The organism is Telluria sp. ZT3P25 (genome assembly GCF_059685895.1).
Map to the genome: position 1 here is coordinate 288332 of NZ_JCASIJ010000001.1, position 16336 is coordinate 304667.

Genomic DNA, 16336 nt, shown 5'->3' on the forward strand with positions numbered 1-16336 from the left:
GTGATTGTGTCGTGCAGCGCTGTGTCCGCATAGCAAGTGCAATCCATCCAAGGTACTCGAACTCTTGAAACTTCTGAATATTCGAATGTTTCATTTGTAAATATAGGGGTGGGGTCGATACGTATTTCCCTATACGGAAATTAGCGCAGCGGGCCCACTGCAAAATGGTGCCAATCAACGACACATAATGGGCAGTGTGAATTTCAGCGCCAGGATTTTCAATAGCGCATCAAGTTCAGCATGGTTATCATGCGAGATGCCTGAAGTATCTATATCCAACGTCAATATGGAGCAACGACATTATGTCCGATGACCAGCAATCTCCTTCCCGGCGCCGCACGCTCATCAAGACCCTGGTCTTCGTGCCGATGGGCGCGGGCGCGGCAGCGGCAATCCAGCAGAATTTGCCCAACGCGACGGCCGCAGCGCCAACCGAAGGCAAGCCTGATGCCTACACCCCCAAATTCTTTACCGCGACCGAATGGAAATTCGTCATCGCCGCCGTCGATCGCCTGATCCCGCATGACCAGCACGGCCCTGGCGCCGTCGAACTGGGCGTGCCGGAATTCCTCGACCGCCATATGCAGACACCATACGCCGCCGGCGCGATCTGGTACATGCAGGGGCCGTTTCTTGAAGCCACGTCCGAATTCGGCTACCAGGGCAAGCTGGCGCTCAAGGACATCATCCGCGTGGGCATCAAGGCCGTCGACGCGCATTGCGCCAGCAGCTTCTCGGGCAAGGCGTTTGCCGACCTCGATCTGCGCATGCAAGAGGCGGTATTGAAGGATCTCGAAGAAGGCAAGATCAAGCTGGCCGACATTTCGTCGAAGCTGTTCTTCGCTGACTTCCTCGCCGAAGTGCGGGCCGGCTACTTTGCCGATCCGAGCCACGGCGGCAACAAGAACATGGGCGCATGGAAGATGATCGGCTACCCCGGCATGCGGGGCGATTATCTGGAGTGGGTCAAGATTCGCGACAAACCGTATCCGCTCGGACCGGTCGATCTGGCGGGACGGAGAGGATAAAAGATGGCAATCGTAAAACCAAAAACAGATGCAGTGATCGTTGGCATGGGCTGGGTTGGCGCCATCATTGCCAAGGAATTGACGGACGCCGGCATGAACGTCGTCGTGCTCGAGCGCGGCCCTGACCGCGACACGCAGCCCGACTTCGCCTATCCGCGCGTAATCGACGAGCTCGAAGGCTCGGTGCACCGCAAGTACCTCCAGTCGCTGGCGCAGGAAACCATCGCCATCCGCCACAACGGCACGACGTCGGCCGTGCCGATGCGCCGCATGGGCTCGTTCAAGCCGGGCACGGGCGTCGGCGGCGCCGGTTCGCACTGGTCGGGCTGCCACTTCCGCGCGCTGCCAGAGGATTTCAAGATCCGCAGCATCATGGAACAGAAGTACGGCAAGAAGATCCTGCCGGCCGGCATGTCGATCCAGGATTTCCCGATCACGTATGAAGATCTGGAACCGCACTTCGACCACTTCGAATACGTGTGCGGCACCTCGGGCAAGGGCGGCATCATCAATGGCGCGCAAGTTGCCGGCGGCAATCCGTACGAAGGCTCGCGCTCGCGCGAATTCCCGCTCGGGCCCAACCCGGACTACCTCGGCGCCGAATACTTCTACAAGGCCGCCAACGCGATGGGTTACCACCCATACCCGATCCCGGCCTCGAACGCCTCGGGCACCTACGTCAACCCGTACGGTTGCCAGATGGGCCCGTGCAACTTCTGCGGCTTCTGCTCGGACTATGGCTGCCTGAACTACTCGAAGGCGAGCCCGAACGCGAACATCCTGCCGGTGCTGCGTGGCCGCAAGGGGTTCGACCTGCGCACGATGGCGCAAGTCATGAAGGTGAACCTGACGCCGGACGGCAAAATGGCCACCGGCGTGAACTACCTCGACGCCCAGGGCCGCGAGACCGAGCAGCCGGCTGACATCGTCATCCTGGCCGCGTTCTCGCTCTACAACGTGCACTTGATGCTGCTCTCGGGCATTGGCCCGGCGTACGATCCTGTCACCAAGACCGGTACCGTCGGCAAGAATTACTCGTACCAGAACCTGAACCGCGTCTCGCTGTTCTTCGACGAGACCGTGCATGCCAACCAGTTCATGGGCATTGGCGGTGGCGGCGCCACGTTCGATGACCTGAACGGCAACCGCAACGATCCGACCAAGACCGGCTTCATCGGCGGCGGCATCATCTGGGCGCGCCAGCCGGGCGGCGGTCCCGTGCGTGGCATCGCGACCGCACCGGGCGTACCGGGCTGGGGCAGCGACTGGAAGAAGGGCGCCAAGGACGCGATGCGCCATTCGTTCTACTTCGAAGTGCAGGGCTCCTGCATGTCGTACGACGATGCCTATCTCGACCTCGATCCGAACTACAAGGACGGTTTCGGCCGGCCATTGCTGCGCATGACGTTCGACTGGCACGAGAACGAAATCATCGCGTCGCAATACCTGGTCGGCAAGGCGCAGGACATGTGCCAGGTGCTCAATCCATTGGCCATCAAGGGCGATGCGAAAAAGGCGGGCAGCCACTACAACATCAACCAGTACCAGAGCACGCACACGGTCGGCGGCGCCATCATGGGCGACAACCCGAAGACGTCGGCCCTGAACAAGTACCTGCAGTCGTGGGATGTGCCGAACGTGTTCGCGCCGGGCGCCAACGCGTTCCCGCAGAACAATGGCTACAACCCGACCGGCATGGTCGGCGCGCTGGCGTACTGGTGTGCCAAGGCGATCCGTGAGCAGTACATCAAGAACCCAGGCCCACTGGTTCAGGCATAAGAGGACGAACAGATGACGACGAAAAAACCTGTGAAAAAAGTCCTCCTGACCCTTGGCATCGTTGGTGCGCTGGTGTTTGCCGGCATGTACGGCTACGCCGTCGCGCCTACCGAGACGCGCAAGATCGAACCCGGTCCGCAGCTTGCAGCGGGCGCCAAGCCTGATGCCGGCCTGATCGAGAAGGGGCGCTATGTCGCCACCGCCTCGGACTGTATCGCCTGCCACACGGCGCCAAGCGGCAAAGCCTTTGCGGGCGGCCGCGTGATCCAGTCGCCGATCGGCAATATGTACTCGACGAACATCACGCCGGACAAGACGACCGGTATCGGCAATTACTCGCTGGACGACTTCGATCGCGCGATCCGCCACGGCATCACGCCGACCGGCGGCACGCTGTATCCGGCGATGCCGTTCCCGTCGTATGCCCGCATGAGCGACGACGACCTGCGCGCGCTGTACGCCTACTTCATGCACGGCGTGGCGCCGGCAAGCGCCGCGAACCGCGCGGCCGACATCCGCTGGCCGCTGTCGATCCGCTGGCCGCTGGGCATCTGGCGCAAGACCTTCGTGCCGGTGCAGGGTCCGATGGACCTGTCGAAGTACGCCGACCAGCGCATCGCGCGTGGCGCCTACCTGGTGCAGAGCCTGGGTCACTGCGGCACCTGCCACACCCCGCGCGCCGCCACGCTCAATGAGCTGGCGCTGGACGAGTCCGGTCCCGAGTACCTGGCTGGCGGTCCGCTGATCGATGGCTGGCTCGCGGTGAACCTGCGTGGCGACAAGGTCGATGGCATGGGCAACTGGAGCGAAAAGGATATCGTCGATACCCTCAAGACCGGTCGCAACAGCCATTCCGGCGTGCTCGGCGAGCCGATGCAGGACGTCGTCCTGCACAGCACGCAGAACATGACGGATGCCGACCTGAGCGCCATGGCCGGCTACCTCAAGACGCTGCCGGCCACGGGCAACAAGAAAGCCAGCTTCACGGCCAGCACGGCGACGGTCGACACCATCATGAGCGGCGACGACAGCCAGCGCGGTGTCCAGCTGTATCTGGACAATTGCTCGGCCTGCCACCGTGTCGACGGCAAGGCCTCGGGCAATGTGTTCCCTGCGCTGCCGGGCAACCCGACCGTGCTGCAGCAGGATCCGAGCTCGCTGATCCGCGTGATCCTGGCCGGCGCACGCCTGCCTTCGACCAAGACGGCGCCATCGGAGCTGGGCATGCCGGGCTTCGCATGGCGTCTGTCGGACGAAGAGACGGCGCACCTGACCACCTTCGTGCGCAATGCCTGGGGCAACAAGGCCGCGCCAGTCGGTGCAGCCGATGTGGCCAAGGTGCGCAAGGCACTGAAGGACCACGAGATCCACGAGATGGACAAGGGCGATACCAAGCACTAAACGTGTGAGGGTAGCGTGACGGCGGCGCCGTCGGTACAGGGTCATTCACGTGATCCGGTGCTGGCGGCGCCGCTTTTTTTTGGGCGTGTGCCGGCGGTAAACGACGCTTTCCGATCGGCATGCTGACGTCAGGCGTGTGTCCATCACGTCCGACCTTCCTGTACAGTTTCTGCTGTCGGACAAAAGAGCCCCGCGACGACGGCAGGTTCCACATCGGCACGCGTCGTGTTTCGCTTGAAGGTGTGCACGTAAACAACCACCACGCCAGCGACCCCATGCGCTGGCAACCGAGTTGCAGCCTGACGGGGCTGCCGGACTATCCATGACGATCGAACTTATTCTGGTGGCAGCCAGGAGCTTCCTGTTTGTACTGGTAACGATGTTGCCAATCCTTAATCCGGCCGCAACCGCGCCGATTTTCCTGAGCCTGACCGAAGGCGCATCGCCGACGATCCGGGCGCTGCTGGCACGCCGCATCGCCCGCAACATGTTCTGGCTGATGGCCGGTTCGATGCTGATCGGCTCGTACGTCCTCGATTTTTTCGGCATCTCGCTGCCGATCGTTCGCATTGGCGGCGGCCTGATCCTGGCGTCCGTCGCCTGGCGCCTGCTCGGGGCGACGCCAGCCACGCCCGACAGCCGGGCCTCCCTGGCCGAGACCTTCACACCGGAACACGCGCAGCGCCAAGCCTTTTATCCGCTGACCTTCCCGATCAGCTGTGGCCCGGCCTCGATCGCCGTCGCCATCACGGTCGGTGTGGCCCTGCATGATGTCAAGGTCGTGTTTTCACTGGCGCGCATGGGTGGCGCCTTGCTCGCCCTGGGCCTGATTGGCGTGCTGCTGTACCTGGCGTTCCGCTACGGCGAGCATTTCCTGCGCCTGATCGGCGAAGCCGGCACCGCCGTCTTCCTGCGCCTGACCGCGTTCATCCTGCTGTGTCTGGGCGTGCAAATCGTCTGGGACGGGGTGCGCGAACTGGTGCTCAGTCTGATGCCGGTGGCCACCCATCTTGCTGTTTTAATGTGACCTTATGGTCCTGACCTTTGGAGACCATCGATGACTTTCCTCACCACCACACCTGCCCGCATGGCGTTTGCATTATCGGGCTCGCTTTGCGGCAGCGCCGCGTTCGCGCAGGACACGCCGGAACTCGACTTCTACGGCTCGCTGCGCACCCAGGTCGAATCGGTCCATCCAGACCGTGCCGATTCCTATACCGGCCTGCGCGACGCGTATTCGCGCGTGGGCGTCAGCGGCAAATACCCGATCAATGCGAATCTGGCGCTCGTCGGCCAAGTCGAGCTGCCGGTCGATGTCGCCAATGCCAGACTGCGCGACCCCTACGACCAGGATGAAAACATCCGCATCGCCAGCGTCGGGGTGAAGGGCACCCTCGGCGCGCTTACCTACGGCCAGCAGTGGATGCCCTACTACAACGCGGTGGCGGCGCCGGTGGACATGTTCAGCACTTATTACAGCGGCTATGCAACCTACACCGTGTTCCGGGTGGCCAAGACGCTGGCGTATACGACCCCGGACTACAACGGCCTGTCGTTTGGCGCAGGCTATGCCCCCAGCAGCGGCAACCGCCGTTCGACCTCGCGCATCGACGACCGCCGCTGGCAGGCGGTGGCCACGTATGTCCGCGGCGACACCCGCCTGGCGGCAGGGGTCGATGACCGCGGCGACGCGGGCTATGGCAAGAACCGCATCTACGGCGTCACGCTGAGCCATCAGGCCGATGCCTTGTACCTCGCAGTGAAGTACGAGACATTCGAGACGGGCAACCGCCAGCCAGGCAGCTTCTCGACCGATGGCAACCGCGCCATCAATCTGTATGGCCACTATGCGCTGGGCAAGAGCACGATCAAGCTGATGCTGGCGAAGGTGGACAACTACGGTGACGAGATCATCCACCTCGGCATCGATTACGCGCTGTCGCGCGACGCCAGGCTGTTTGCCGAGTTGTATCGTGAAGCCGAAACGGCGGCGTTGACGACGCGGCGCGGCGGCCTGGCGGACGTGGATGGCGGTGTGCGTGGTGGTCGTGCGCTGGCCGTGGGGCTGCGTTACGATTTTTGATGTGGTGGGCAGGGGTCTGCGGAAAAACACAGTACCTCGGTTGCATGAAAACCACAGCGGTCTCGAGGTGGTTGCACGGGCTTGTACTACGTACGTGTCGCGAGACGTGATGCATCACACACGCAAAAGAATTTTCCACTAGGAAACTTCATGCCACGCGGGTGACAATGTATTCCATCCCCCATCTCGTGTCGCGACATACCGAATCATGCTGAAAAATCTGAACGTCACCCGCAAACTCGGTTTGCTCGTTGCCATCATGCTGGCGGCAATGATCGCTTTCGGCTGGAGCGCCAATACCGGCCTGCAACGGGTCTCGGCTGCAGGCGCTGAAGTGGGCCACGTACGCCTGCCGTCGATCCATGGGCTGCTGTCAGTGAGCGAAGGACAGACGGCAGTAAAGGGCTACGACATGTCGGTAGCGCTATACCAGAACAATCCTGATGCGCGGCAGCAGCTGGATGCCATTCTTGCGCACCGCCGCAAAGCCTGGGAACGAATCGACGCCGGCTGGCGCCTGTATGAGCCTCTGCCACAGACGCCCGAAGAGACCGTACTCTGGAATCAGTTCCAGGGCGAGTGGAAGGCCTGGCAAGTCGCGGAAGAACAGGTTGCGCGTACCATGGCCGCGCTTGCTGGCAATACGTCGCCGGAGCGGCGCCAGAAACTGTTTTCGTCTTTCTTCCAGCAGGTCAGCGCTGCCGAGCCGCTGTTCGTGCGCTCTGAAGGGACATTGGAGAAGATCGTGGCCCTCAATAACGCCATTGCCAGTGCCAGCATCGAGATGGCCGACGACAGCGCCGCCGCTGCACGGGTGGCGATGGCGACGGTCGCCCTTGTGGCGCTGACGATCGCCACCATCTGCGCCGTCGCCATTACGCGCAGCATCGTGCAGCCACTGCGCCAGGCCGTGTCGGTGGCACTGACCGTCGCTGCCGGCGACCTGACGAGCGTCATCGTCGTCAGCGGCAAAGATGAAACCAGTCAACTACTCGGCGCGCTAAAGCAGATGAACGACAGCCTGGCCGGCATTGTGGAACGCGTCCGGGCTAGCACCGAGACCATCGCGATCGCCTCCTCGCAAGTGGCGGTGGGCAGCCAGGATCTGTCGTCCCGGACCGAAGAGCAGGCATCGTCGCTCGAGGAAACGGCATCGTCGATGGAGGAACTCACGTCCACGGTCAAACAGAATGCCGACAACGCACGCCAGGCCGATGCGCTGGCCGCACAGGCCTCCCAGGTAGCTGTCCGTGGCGGAGAAGTGATCGCCGGCGTGGTCGATACCATGGACGGCATCAACCGCCATTCGAGCAAGATTGCCGACATCATCGGCGTGATCGACGGCATTGCGTTCCAGACCAACATCCTGGCGCTGAACGCCGCGGTCGAAGCGGCGCGTGCGGGTGAGCAGGGGCGAGGCTTTGCCGTAGTCGCCGGTGAAGTGCGCACGCTGGCGCAGCGCAGTGCGAGCGCCTCGAAGGAAATCAAGGCCCTCATCAATGAATCGGTGGTCCAGGTCGCCCAAGGGACACGACTGGTGGGCGACGCCCGCGCCACCATGAATGAAGTGGTCGACAGTATTCGCCGTGTGAACGACGTGATGTCCCACATCAGTGCCGCCAGTGCCGAACAGTCATCGGGCATCGAGCAGATCAACACTGCCGTCGTGCAGATGGATCAGGTGACACAGCAAAACGCGGCCTTGGTCGAAGAGGCGGCAGCTGCCGCCGAATCGATGCAGAACCAGGCAGCGCAACTGACGCACGTGGTGTCGTCGTTCAAGACCAACGGACCAGTTGCGCAGCAGGGTGTGTCAGCACGCGTGTCCGCGCGGACGATGCCGGCATTGCGCGGGTAAGTATTCAGCCCCGGCCAACCTATGGGAACCGGGGCCGGGCGACACGGCCATCATGCAGCCCCACTGCCAACGCCATCAATACAGCTGCTCTACAATCCAAGGCGCCGCTATAGTTTCAGCCAGGAACAGTTCCAGTTGAGCTTGGGAAGCAATCATCCCGATGGCGTGGTCGTGTCGCTGGGTGTGCCGTGGCGATGTGGATTTTCGGTTTGCAACAGCCTTGCTTAAATGCATCTCAGCCTCATTTATTCTCGATGAAAAATTCTATTTCCTCGACGCAGCACCCCGACATCCTGTACGGACCCCACCAGCCCGAGTTGCTGCGCGATGAAATCCTGGCCGACCTGCTCGAAGCCAGCGCGCAGCGTGCGCCCGACCGGCCCGCCTTCGTGTCCGGTGCACGCCAGCTCAGCTACCGCGAACTCGACGAGCAGGCCAGCCTGGCCGCCTCGCGTCTCATCGACTCAGGCATCAAGCCGGGCGATATCGTCGGCCTGTGGATGCCACGCGGGATCGACCTGTTGATCATGCAGGCGGCGATCGCCAAGACCGGGGCCGCCTGGCTGCCGGTCGACGAAGACACGCCGGCCGAGCGCCTGCTGGTCTGCATGACGGACGCCGGGTCGCCAGCGCTGGTGACCAGCGAACGGATGCGCGAGCGCCTCGGCAGTATTACCCAACCCATCCACATGGCCGAGACCCTGCTGCTGCCGTCAGCGGATGGCTACGTGCTCAAGCGCCGCGGCGCGGTCCCGGGGAGTGCGCCTGCGTATGTAATCTACACCTCGGGGTCGACTGGCAAGCCGAAAGGCATCCTGATCGACCAGCGCAGCATCTGCCATTTTTTGCGCAGCGAGAACGCGGTGCTGGGTGTGCGTGCGGACGATCGTGTCTACCAGGGATTCTCGGTCGCCTTCGACATGTCGTTTGAAGAGATCTGGATTTCCTACCTTGTCGGCGCGACGCTCTGGCTCGGCCCCAAGGAAGCCGCAGGCGATCCGGAGGCGCTGCCGCGCCTGCTCGCCGAAAACGGCGTCACCGTGTTGCATGCGGTGCCAACCCTGCTGTCGCTGTTTGCCGAAGACGTTCCGAGCCTGCGCATCATCAACCTGGGCGGCGAGATGTGTCCGGAAGTCGTGGTCGAGCGCTTCTCGCGGCCCGGCCGTGTCATGTTCAACACGTATGGTCCGACCGAAGCGACGGTTTCGGCCAGCCTGGCCCGCATGGAGCCTAGTCGCACCATCACCATCGGCGATCCGCTGCCGAACTATGGGCTGCTGGTCATCTCGACCGAGACCGACAAGGGCCTGCAGATTTTGCCGCGCGGCGACACCGGCGAGCTGTGCATTACCGGGCCCGGCCTGTCGGCCGGCTACCTGGGGCGCCCTGACCTGACTGTCGAAAAATTCCTGCCCAACCCATGGGCCTCTGGCAGCGACGATGCGCGCCTGTACCGCACGGGCGACCTTGCGCGCATCGAACCGGACGGGCAGGTGGTGTGCCTGGGCCGTACCGACGACCAGGTCAAGATCCGTGGTTTTCGCGTGGAACTGGGCGAGATCGAGGCCGTGCTGGCCCAACAGGATGGCATCGGTACCACCGCCGTCCTGCTGCGCAAGGACGATGGTATTGACCGTCTGGTGGCCTATCTGGTGCCGACGCCGACGGCAACCGACGAACAGCTTGCGAGCACTGCGCTGCGCACGGCGCTGTCCGGCCGCCTGCCGCCCTACATGGTGCCGAGCCGCTTCGAAGTACTCGCGGTCATGCCGCGTTTAACTTCAGGAAAAATCGACCGCAAGGCCCTCAAGGCCATGGCGCTGAGCGCGCCACTGCCGAGCGACCTGGCGGCATCGGATGCGCCGGAAACAGCGGGGGAGACCGTCTTGTTCGCGGCCCTTGTCCAGCTGTTCCCGGGCCAGCCGATCCGGCGCGAGCAGGATTTCTTCTCCGACCTGGGCGGCCACTCGTTCTTTGCCGCCCGCCTGGCAAGCGCCTTGCGCCAGGATCCGCGCTTTGCCCACATGACGGTGGGTGACATCTACCAGAAGCGCCAGGTTGGCGCGATCGCGGCCAGCCTCGATCAGGGCGCGGGAACGACGGCGATGGAGGCCGACTGGACCCCGCCGCCGGCAGCACGACGCTGGGTCTGCGGCCTGGCCCAGCTGGCGGTCTTCCCGCTGCTGGTAACGCTGCGCATGGCGCAGTGGCTGGCGCCGTTCTTCGCTTACCACTCCATGACCGGCGCGCCCGGCGACAGCGTCCCCCGGGCCGTCGCGGCGGCGATCGGCGTGTTCCTGCTGGCGACGATCATGGAGTTCGTGCTGGCGATTGGCGGCAAATGGCTCGTTGCCGGGCGGCTCAAGCCTGGCTCGTACCCGCTGTGGGGCATGACGTACTATCGCTGGTGGCTGGCCGACCGCCTGATCGATGCGGCGCCCACCTATCTGCTGGCCGGGTCGTCACTGTACACCTGGTGGCTGCGCCTCTTGGGCGCGAAGATTGGCGACGATGTCGTGATCGGCTCGATGACGGTGCGCGCGCCCGAGCTGCTGCAGTTTGGCGACAACGTCAGCATCGGCAATGCCGTCAATATCGAGAACGCGCGCGTGGAGCGCGGCCGCCTGATTCTGGGCAGTGTCACGCTCGAAGACGACGCCTTCGTGTCGTCGTACGCCATATTGGAAGGAAATACCCGCGTGGAGCGGCACGGCCATCTGGAGGGCCAGTCGGCGCTGCAGGACGGTGGTGTCGTGCCCGCAAACCGCGTCTGGAAGGGTTCTCCGGCACGCGATGCCCATGCGTTCGATCCATCGGCACTGCCGCCGCGCCCGCACACGAGTCAGCTGCGCCGTGCAGGAGAAGCGCTGTTCTTCGTCTTCGGCATCCTGCTGGTGGCGACGCTGTTCTTCATGCCGGTGTTCCCGAGCTTCGTGCTGATCGACTGGTTCGACGAACGCGGTGCGCTGGCCTGGCTGCAGGCGAGCACCATCGAAGGGCAGCTGGTGCGCTACTTCGTCCTGGCGTTGCCGGCCAGCGCCGTGCTGGTGTTCCTGACCATGCTGGTGTCGGCGGCGATCCGCTGGGGCTTCCTGCCACGCATCCAGCCGGGCCGCTACGCCGTCCACTCGAACGCCTATTGCAAGAAGTGGCTGGTCAGCCACATCCAGGAGTCGAGCCTGAATGTCCTGCACGGCATCTATGCCACCGTGTACGCGCCGTTCTGGTACCGCCTGCTCGGCGCCAAGGTCGGCCGCGATGCCGAGATCTCCACCGCGCTGGGCGTGGTGCCGGACATGCTGACGCTGGGCGATGAAACTTTCATCGCCGATGCTGTGATGCTGGGCGACGAACATGTCGATGGCGGCTGGATGACGATGCAGCCGACCGTGGTGTCGAACCGCTCGTTCGTCGGCAACGGCAGCTACATCCCGGACGGCACCATCCTGCCGGAAGGCGTGCTGGTCGGCGTGCACACCCACGCTCCGGACAACGCGCGCATGACGGCGGGCGACACGTGGCTTGGCTCGCCCCCGATTCGCCTGCCGGCGCGCGAACAGGTCGGCGGTTATCCGGAGCACCTGACCTACAAGCCATCGCTACTGCGCCGCCTGGGCCGCGCGCTGGTGGAAGCCTTCCGCATCGTTGCGCCGCATGCCATGGTGATTACGGTCGGCTACACGGTGGTGCTGGACCTGATGCCGATCGCGGGGGCAGGGCACTGGGGCGCTGTCATTGCCTACCTGGCGTTGATCGGGCTGGCCTACGGCATCGGTAACTACCTGTTCGTGCTGGCCTTCAAGTGGCTGTTACTGGGCCGCTACGAAAAGCGCGCAGAGCCGATGTGGACGCCGTTCGTGTGGCTGTCCGAAGGCGTTACCAATATGTACGAAGGCATTGCGGTGCCCAACTTCATGCGCTACCTGCGCGGCACCCCATGGCTGCCGGTCGCCTTCCGCCTGCTCGGCTGCCACATCGGCAAGGGCGTGTACATGGACACCACCGACATCACGGAGTTCGACTGCGTGCACATTGGCGACCACAGCGAACTCAATGCGCTGTCCTGCCCACAGACCCACCTGTTCGAAGACCGGGTGATGAAGATCGACCGGGTCGACATCGGCAGCAAGGTCTACCTCGGTCCGCGCAGCGCGGTACTGTACAGCGCCCGGGTGGGGGATAACGCGCGTCTGGGACCACTCACGCTGGTGATGAAGGGCGAGCATATTCCGGCCGCGACGAGCTGGGTTGGTCTGCCTGCGGCGCCTTTGCGGGCGGCGGGGTGAGTGTGGTGACGCCGCTGGCTATTTGCTGGGACGGCGACGCCAGCGGTTCCTCGCTTGCTGTGCCACCTGGCCTGGCGTTGCTGGGGGTACGCGGGCAGGCCGCACGCGAGTCAGCACGTGCAGCGGCCCGGCTGCGCATCCGCGCCGCGCTGACAACAGCGCTGGCCGCGCATTTCGGTATCGATGCTGGCCGAATCGCACTGCATTCGCCGCAGGGTGTAGCGCCCTGGGCGGTGGTGGCGCTGGATGCGGGGGATCAGCGGGTTGCGCTGTCGATCAGCCATGACGGCGACATCTCGGTAGCCGTTTATTGTTTCAGCGGCGCGGTCGGCATCGATGTGATGTCGATCTCGCCCGTACCGGACTGGTGGGCGGTGGCGCGCGATTACCTGGGGCCGGTCGCAGCAAGTAAGCTGGCAGCCCGGTCCGATGGCGAGCGGGATGCCGCATTTGCGCATGCCTGGAGCGAACACGAGGCCCGCCTGAAGTGCCTCGGCCTGCAACTGGCCGAGTGGTGCGAAGAGCGCGCCGTCGCGCTGCAGGCATGCCGCTGCTTTCCGCTGGCGCTGCCGGACGGCTACATGGGTTATGTCGCGCTGCCGGCAATGTCGTCTGTTTAATGGCGATATGTCGAGAACTTGCAGACCTCACCTACCTGACCCCGTCGCTGTCACCTGGTTGCGTGTCACCACGAACAGCAGCCTTTACTGCTCTATAACGGGAAACTGGAACGCAAAGTAGACAACTCCTGAGTTAAAGACACGGCCTCGCCAACTACGTTCTTGAGTTCATCCAAGTTGTACTCGTTTGAGACTAAAGTTTCGGAAGTTGCCCTGCTTGACACAACGACGACGACGCTGCGACTCATGTCAAAGCCGACTCTCCCATGCACTAAAATATTTCTATGCTCGCGCAATGCATGGCTGCGCTTTACCCAAGCCAGGTAAAAAGGCAATCCATCGTTGGCACACCGACCTTGAACATCTGCTTCTAGAAGTTCCAACTTTTGAAAAAAACTGAAGCATTGAATTTTCTTTGAGCGTTCATCGAAAGTGTTCCCTTCATCTACCCACGCAAGGCTTAAATCTAACGCCGTCTCAAGCCCCGAATACTCAAACAACAACCGACCCAAAAGCGTTTCTACAGTCGCGCGCAGCTCATTTCGTGCCTCGCGCAATTGTATTCCTGTCCATTCCAAACCGTTTCTCCTTCGATTCACCAACACCTGCACTCCTCCTGCTTCGTTGCGCGAATCGGAGATACACCGACCTCACGTCCGCCCTAATGCTTTAGGGCTGCTGTTGGCCGAATCCGGCCGATCAGCCCAGCATAGCAATTTACCGCGCTGGAAAAATCACACACCTGCTCGACCGGCAGCTGCCGACCCGAACCGAACGACCAACGGCTTGGTTCGATAGCTGTTACTTGTGCCCGGTGGGACGACAACTTACGGAGTTTGCTGCTACCCATTCGGCAGCGTTGGCAACCCCCTCAACTGAACTCTCTCCCGGGTTGATCGGGTGCATCGGTGCAATCCCTCCATGAATCACCGGCCCTTCTCCAAGTGCATATCGGGACTGCGTCAACACCAGGGTTGAACCATCCGGCAAAGGATAGGTCGCGTTCGCAGTCGTCATCCCTGACGAGGTGCTGCCGAAGGTCTGCACTCTGGCCTCGCCCAGCAGAGCAATCAACAACATTTCCCCCGCACTCGACGTGCGTTTGTGGGTGACGACCGCCAGCGGTCCCTTATCGAAACGGATTAACGGATTGGCACGGCCTTCACCCGTCCTCTGGCGCATTTCTTGCAGGCCGGAACGATTCACCACCGCGGAGCGCTTGCCGTCGCGGTCGACCCACATCGCGTTGTTTGCATCGCTGAACAATGGATACATCGCCACCAGCGGCGGCCAGGCATTCCCACCAGTCTGGTCGCTCAGGTCGATCACCAGAGCGCAGGCGTCGGCGATGTCGGGCGTTGTCCCGGCCTCGTCATGAAAGCGTGTCAGGTAGGGGCCAATTGCCCTCATGCTGTTGTTGACGGAAGGCGGAGGTGTCCAGCGCAATACTTTGCCTTTGCTTGTTTGCAGCACCTGAAAAGTCGCCGGTGGAAGGTCGTTTGACGTTGATTGCGTGCTCCGTGTGGTCAAGTCATGGCGTGCAGGTATCAGGAAACTATGCCCGTTCGTGTCGAGTGTCGCCAGCAGACCGGTGATGCTTGTGTACAGCTCTGTCCGGTCGATTTCCAGCGGTTGACCGTCAAACATGGCCAGCAGTGCCATCCTGGCCCGGTCATATTCCGCTTGCTGGCGTGGATACAGGCCACGGCTTTCGACAAGCGTCACCGTCTTGCTGGCGACTTCACGTGCCAATGAAACAGACATGGTTTGGGCAGGCGCTTCAGCCGCAGCGGCAGGCGTGACAAACATGGCGGCCACGACCGCGATGCCAAATGCTGACTGCATGTTGAGATCCGCTTCCAGATGAGGGGAGGATCAAAAGTTTGGCACACTCAACGCGGGAAAGATGCGCACATTTTCACGAGCATGGAAAGGCAGACGTACCTAGGCTGTAGCTTTACCTCGGACAGAGGTAGAGCTACAGCGGCCCGGGTGAGATCCACTGTGCATTCACCGCAACGTTTTCCGAAAACCTGCAAACCTCGCTTAGACCACCGACCCCAGCTTAAAGATCGGCAAATACATCGCAACCACCAGCCCGCCAATCAGCACGCCCAGAATCACCATGATCAACGGCTCCATCAGCGACGACAGCGCCGCGACAGCCTCGTCGACTTCTTCCTCGAAGAAGTCCGCGACCTTGCCCAGCATGGCGTCGAGCGAGCCGGATTCTTCGCCGATCTGCACCATCTGGATCACCAGGTTCGGGAACACGTCAGCATTCTGCATCGACGCCGTCAGGCTGGTGCCGGTGCTGACCTCGTTCTGGATCTTGCGCGTTGCTTCCAGGTAGACGGCATTGCCGGATGCGCCACCAACCGAATCGAGCGCTTCCACCAGCGGGACGCCGGCGGCGAACATGGTGGCCAGCGTGCGGGTCCAGCGCGCGATCGTGGCCTTGCGGATCACGGGGCCAAAGATCGGCAGGCGCAGCAGCAGGCGGTCCATCGCCTGCTGCATCTTCAGCGAGCGGCGCCAGGACTGGAAGAAGAAATAGCCGGTGGCGAACATCGAGCCGAAGATCAGGTACCACCAGGTGACGAAGAAGTCCGAGATCGCCATCACCACCAGCGTTGGCGTAGGCAGGTCGGCGCCGAAGCTTTCGAAGACCTGCTTGAAGGCCGGCACCACCCAGATCATGATCACGGCGGTGACGATGAAGGCGATGGCCAGGATGGCGATCGGGTAGGTCAGCGCCGACTTGATCTTGCCCTTGAGCGCGAGCGTCTTTTCCTTGTAGATCGCCAGGCGCGTGAGCAGGTCTTCCAGGATACCGGCCTGTTCGCCGGCCCCGACCAGATTGCAGAACAGCGGATCGAAGTACAGCGGGAACTTGCGGAATGCGCGGTTCAGGCTCGTGCCGGTTTCGACGTCGTTGCGCAGGTCCTGGATCAGCTTGGCCATCGACGGGTTGCCGTGACCCTTGCCGACGATGTCGAACGATTGCAGCAGCGGCACGCCGGCCTTCATCATGGTCGCGAGCTGGCGCGTGAACATGGTCAGATCCTTGTCGGTGATCTTCTTGCCGCTGCGGTAAACCTTCTTCTTGACCTTGGTGACCATGATGCCCTGGCGGCGCAGGGTCACGTTGACGATCGCTTCGCCGCCGGCGCGCACTTCGCCGCGCACGGTTCGCCCGGTCTTGTCCTTGCCTTCCCAGGCGTACACGTTCTCCTTGACCTGTGCGCCGCGGCTCTTGGGGGATAGGGAAGTTGCCATAG

Annotated in this window: 11 protein-coding genes; 8 read left to right on the plus strand and 3 right to left on the minus strand. The window is 62.6% G+C overall.

Annotated features, from left to right (window positions below; genetic code table 11):
• Window positions 1-302 precede the first annotated feature (302 nt).
• The 8 genes from AC56LY_RS01360 to AC56LY_RS01395 all read left to right on the plus strand — a co-directional run bounded on the left by AC56LY_RS01360 (window position 303) and on the right by AC56LY_RS01395 (window position 13055).
• The gene (locus AC56LY_RS01360; RefSeq protein WP_499575836.1) at window positions 303-1028 is read left to right on the plus strand and encodes a gluconate 2-dehydrogenase subunit 3 family protein; all 726 of its coding nucleotides are present in this window, start codon (window positions 303-305) and stop codon (window positions 1026-1028) included.
• 3 nt (window positions 1029-1031) lie between these two features.
• Entirely contained in the window at window positions 1032-2807 is a 1776-nt protein-coding gene (locus AC56LY_RS01365) for a GMC family oxidoreductase (RefSeq protein ID WP_332533090.1), read from the plus strand.
• 12 nt (window positions 2808-2819) lie between these two features.
• Window positions 2820-4208, plus strand: a complete 1389-nt coding sequence (locus AC56LY_RS01370) for a c-type cytochrome (protein ID WP_499575840.1) — start codon at window positions 2820-2822, stop codon at window positions 4206-4208.
• A 322-nt stretch (window positions 4209-4530) separates the two neighbouring features.
• Window positions 4531-5235, plus strand: coding sequence for a MarC family protein (locus AC56LY_RS01375; RefSeq protein WP_499575842.1), 705 nt, complete (start codon window positions 4531-4533; stop codon window positions 5233-5235).
• Between the two features lie 30 nt (window positions 5236-5265).
• The gene (locus AC56LY_RS01380) at window positions 5266-6291 is read left to right on the plus strand and encodes a porin (RefSeq protein WP_499575845.1); all 1026 of its coding nucleotides are present in this window, start codon (window positions 5266-5268) and stop codon (window positions 6289-6291) included.
• 208 nt (window positions 6292-6499) lie between these two features.
• Window positions 6500-8149: a methyl-accepting chemotaxis protein gene (locus AC56LY_RS01385; RefSeq protein ID WP_499575847.1), complete on the plus strand. Its 1650-nt coding sequence runs from the start codon at window positions 6500-6502 to the stop codon at window positions 8147-8149.
• Between the two features lie 254 nt (window positions 8150-8403).
• Window positions 8404-12435, plus strand: a complete 4032-nt coding sequence (locus AC56LY_RS01390) for a Pls/PosA family non-ribosomal peptide synthetase (RefSeq protein WP_499575850.1) — start codon at window positions 8404-8406, stop codon at window positions 12433-12435.
• Window positions 12432-13055 (plus strand): 4'-phosphopantetheinyl transferase superfamily protein, encoded by a 624-nt coding sequence (locus AC56LY_RS01395; protein ID WP_499575851.1) that lies wholly within the window; start codon window positions 12432-12434, stop codon window positions 13053-13055. The genes AC56LY_RS01390 and AC56LY_RS01395 overlap by 4 nt, the downstream gene beginning before the upstream one ends.
• Before the next feature lie 92 nt (window positions 13056-13147).
• On the opposite strand, the gene AC56LY_RS01400 is transcribed toward AC56LY_RS01395, so the two are convergent.
• From AC56LY_RS01400 to AC56LY_RS01410, 3 genes are all read right to left on the minus strand, one after another.
• A complete protein-coding gene (locus AC56LY_RS01400; protein ID WP_499575852.1) occupies window positions 13148-13633 on the minus strand; it encodes a hypothetical protein in 486 nt (161 codons plus the stop codon).
• Window positions 13634-13856: 223 nt separating this feature from the next.
• Entirely contained in the window at window positions 13857-14900 is a 1044-nt protein-coding gene (locus tag AC56LY_RS01405) for a S41 family peptidase (RefSeq protein ID WP_499575854.1), read from the minus strand.
• Window positions 14901-15101: 201 nt separating this feature from the next.
• Window positions 15102-16334, minus strand: a complete 1233-nt coding sequence (locus tag AC56LY_RS01410; protein ID WP_499575856.1) for a type II secretion system F family protein — start codon at window positions 16332-16334, stop codon at window positions 15102-15104.
• Window positions 16335-16336: the final 2 nt, after the last annotated feature.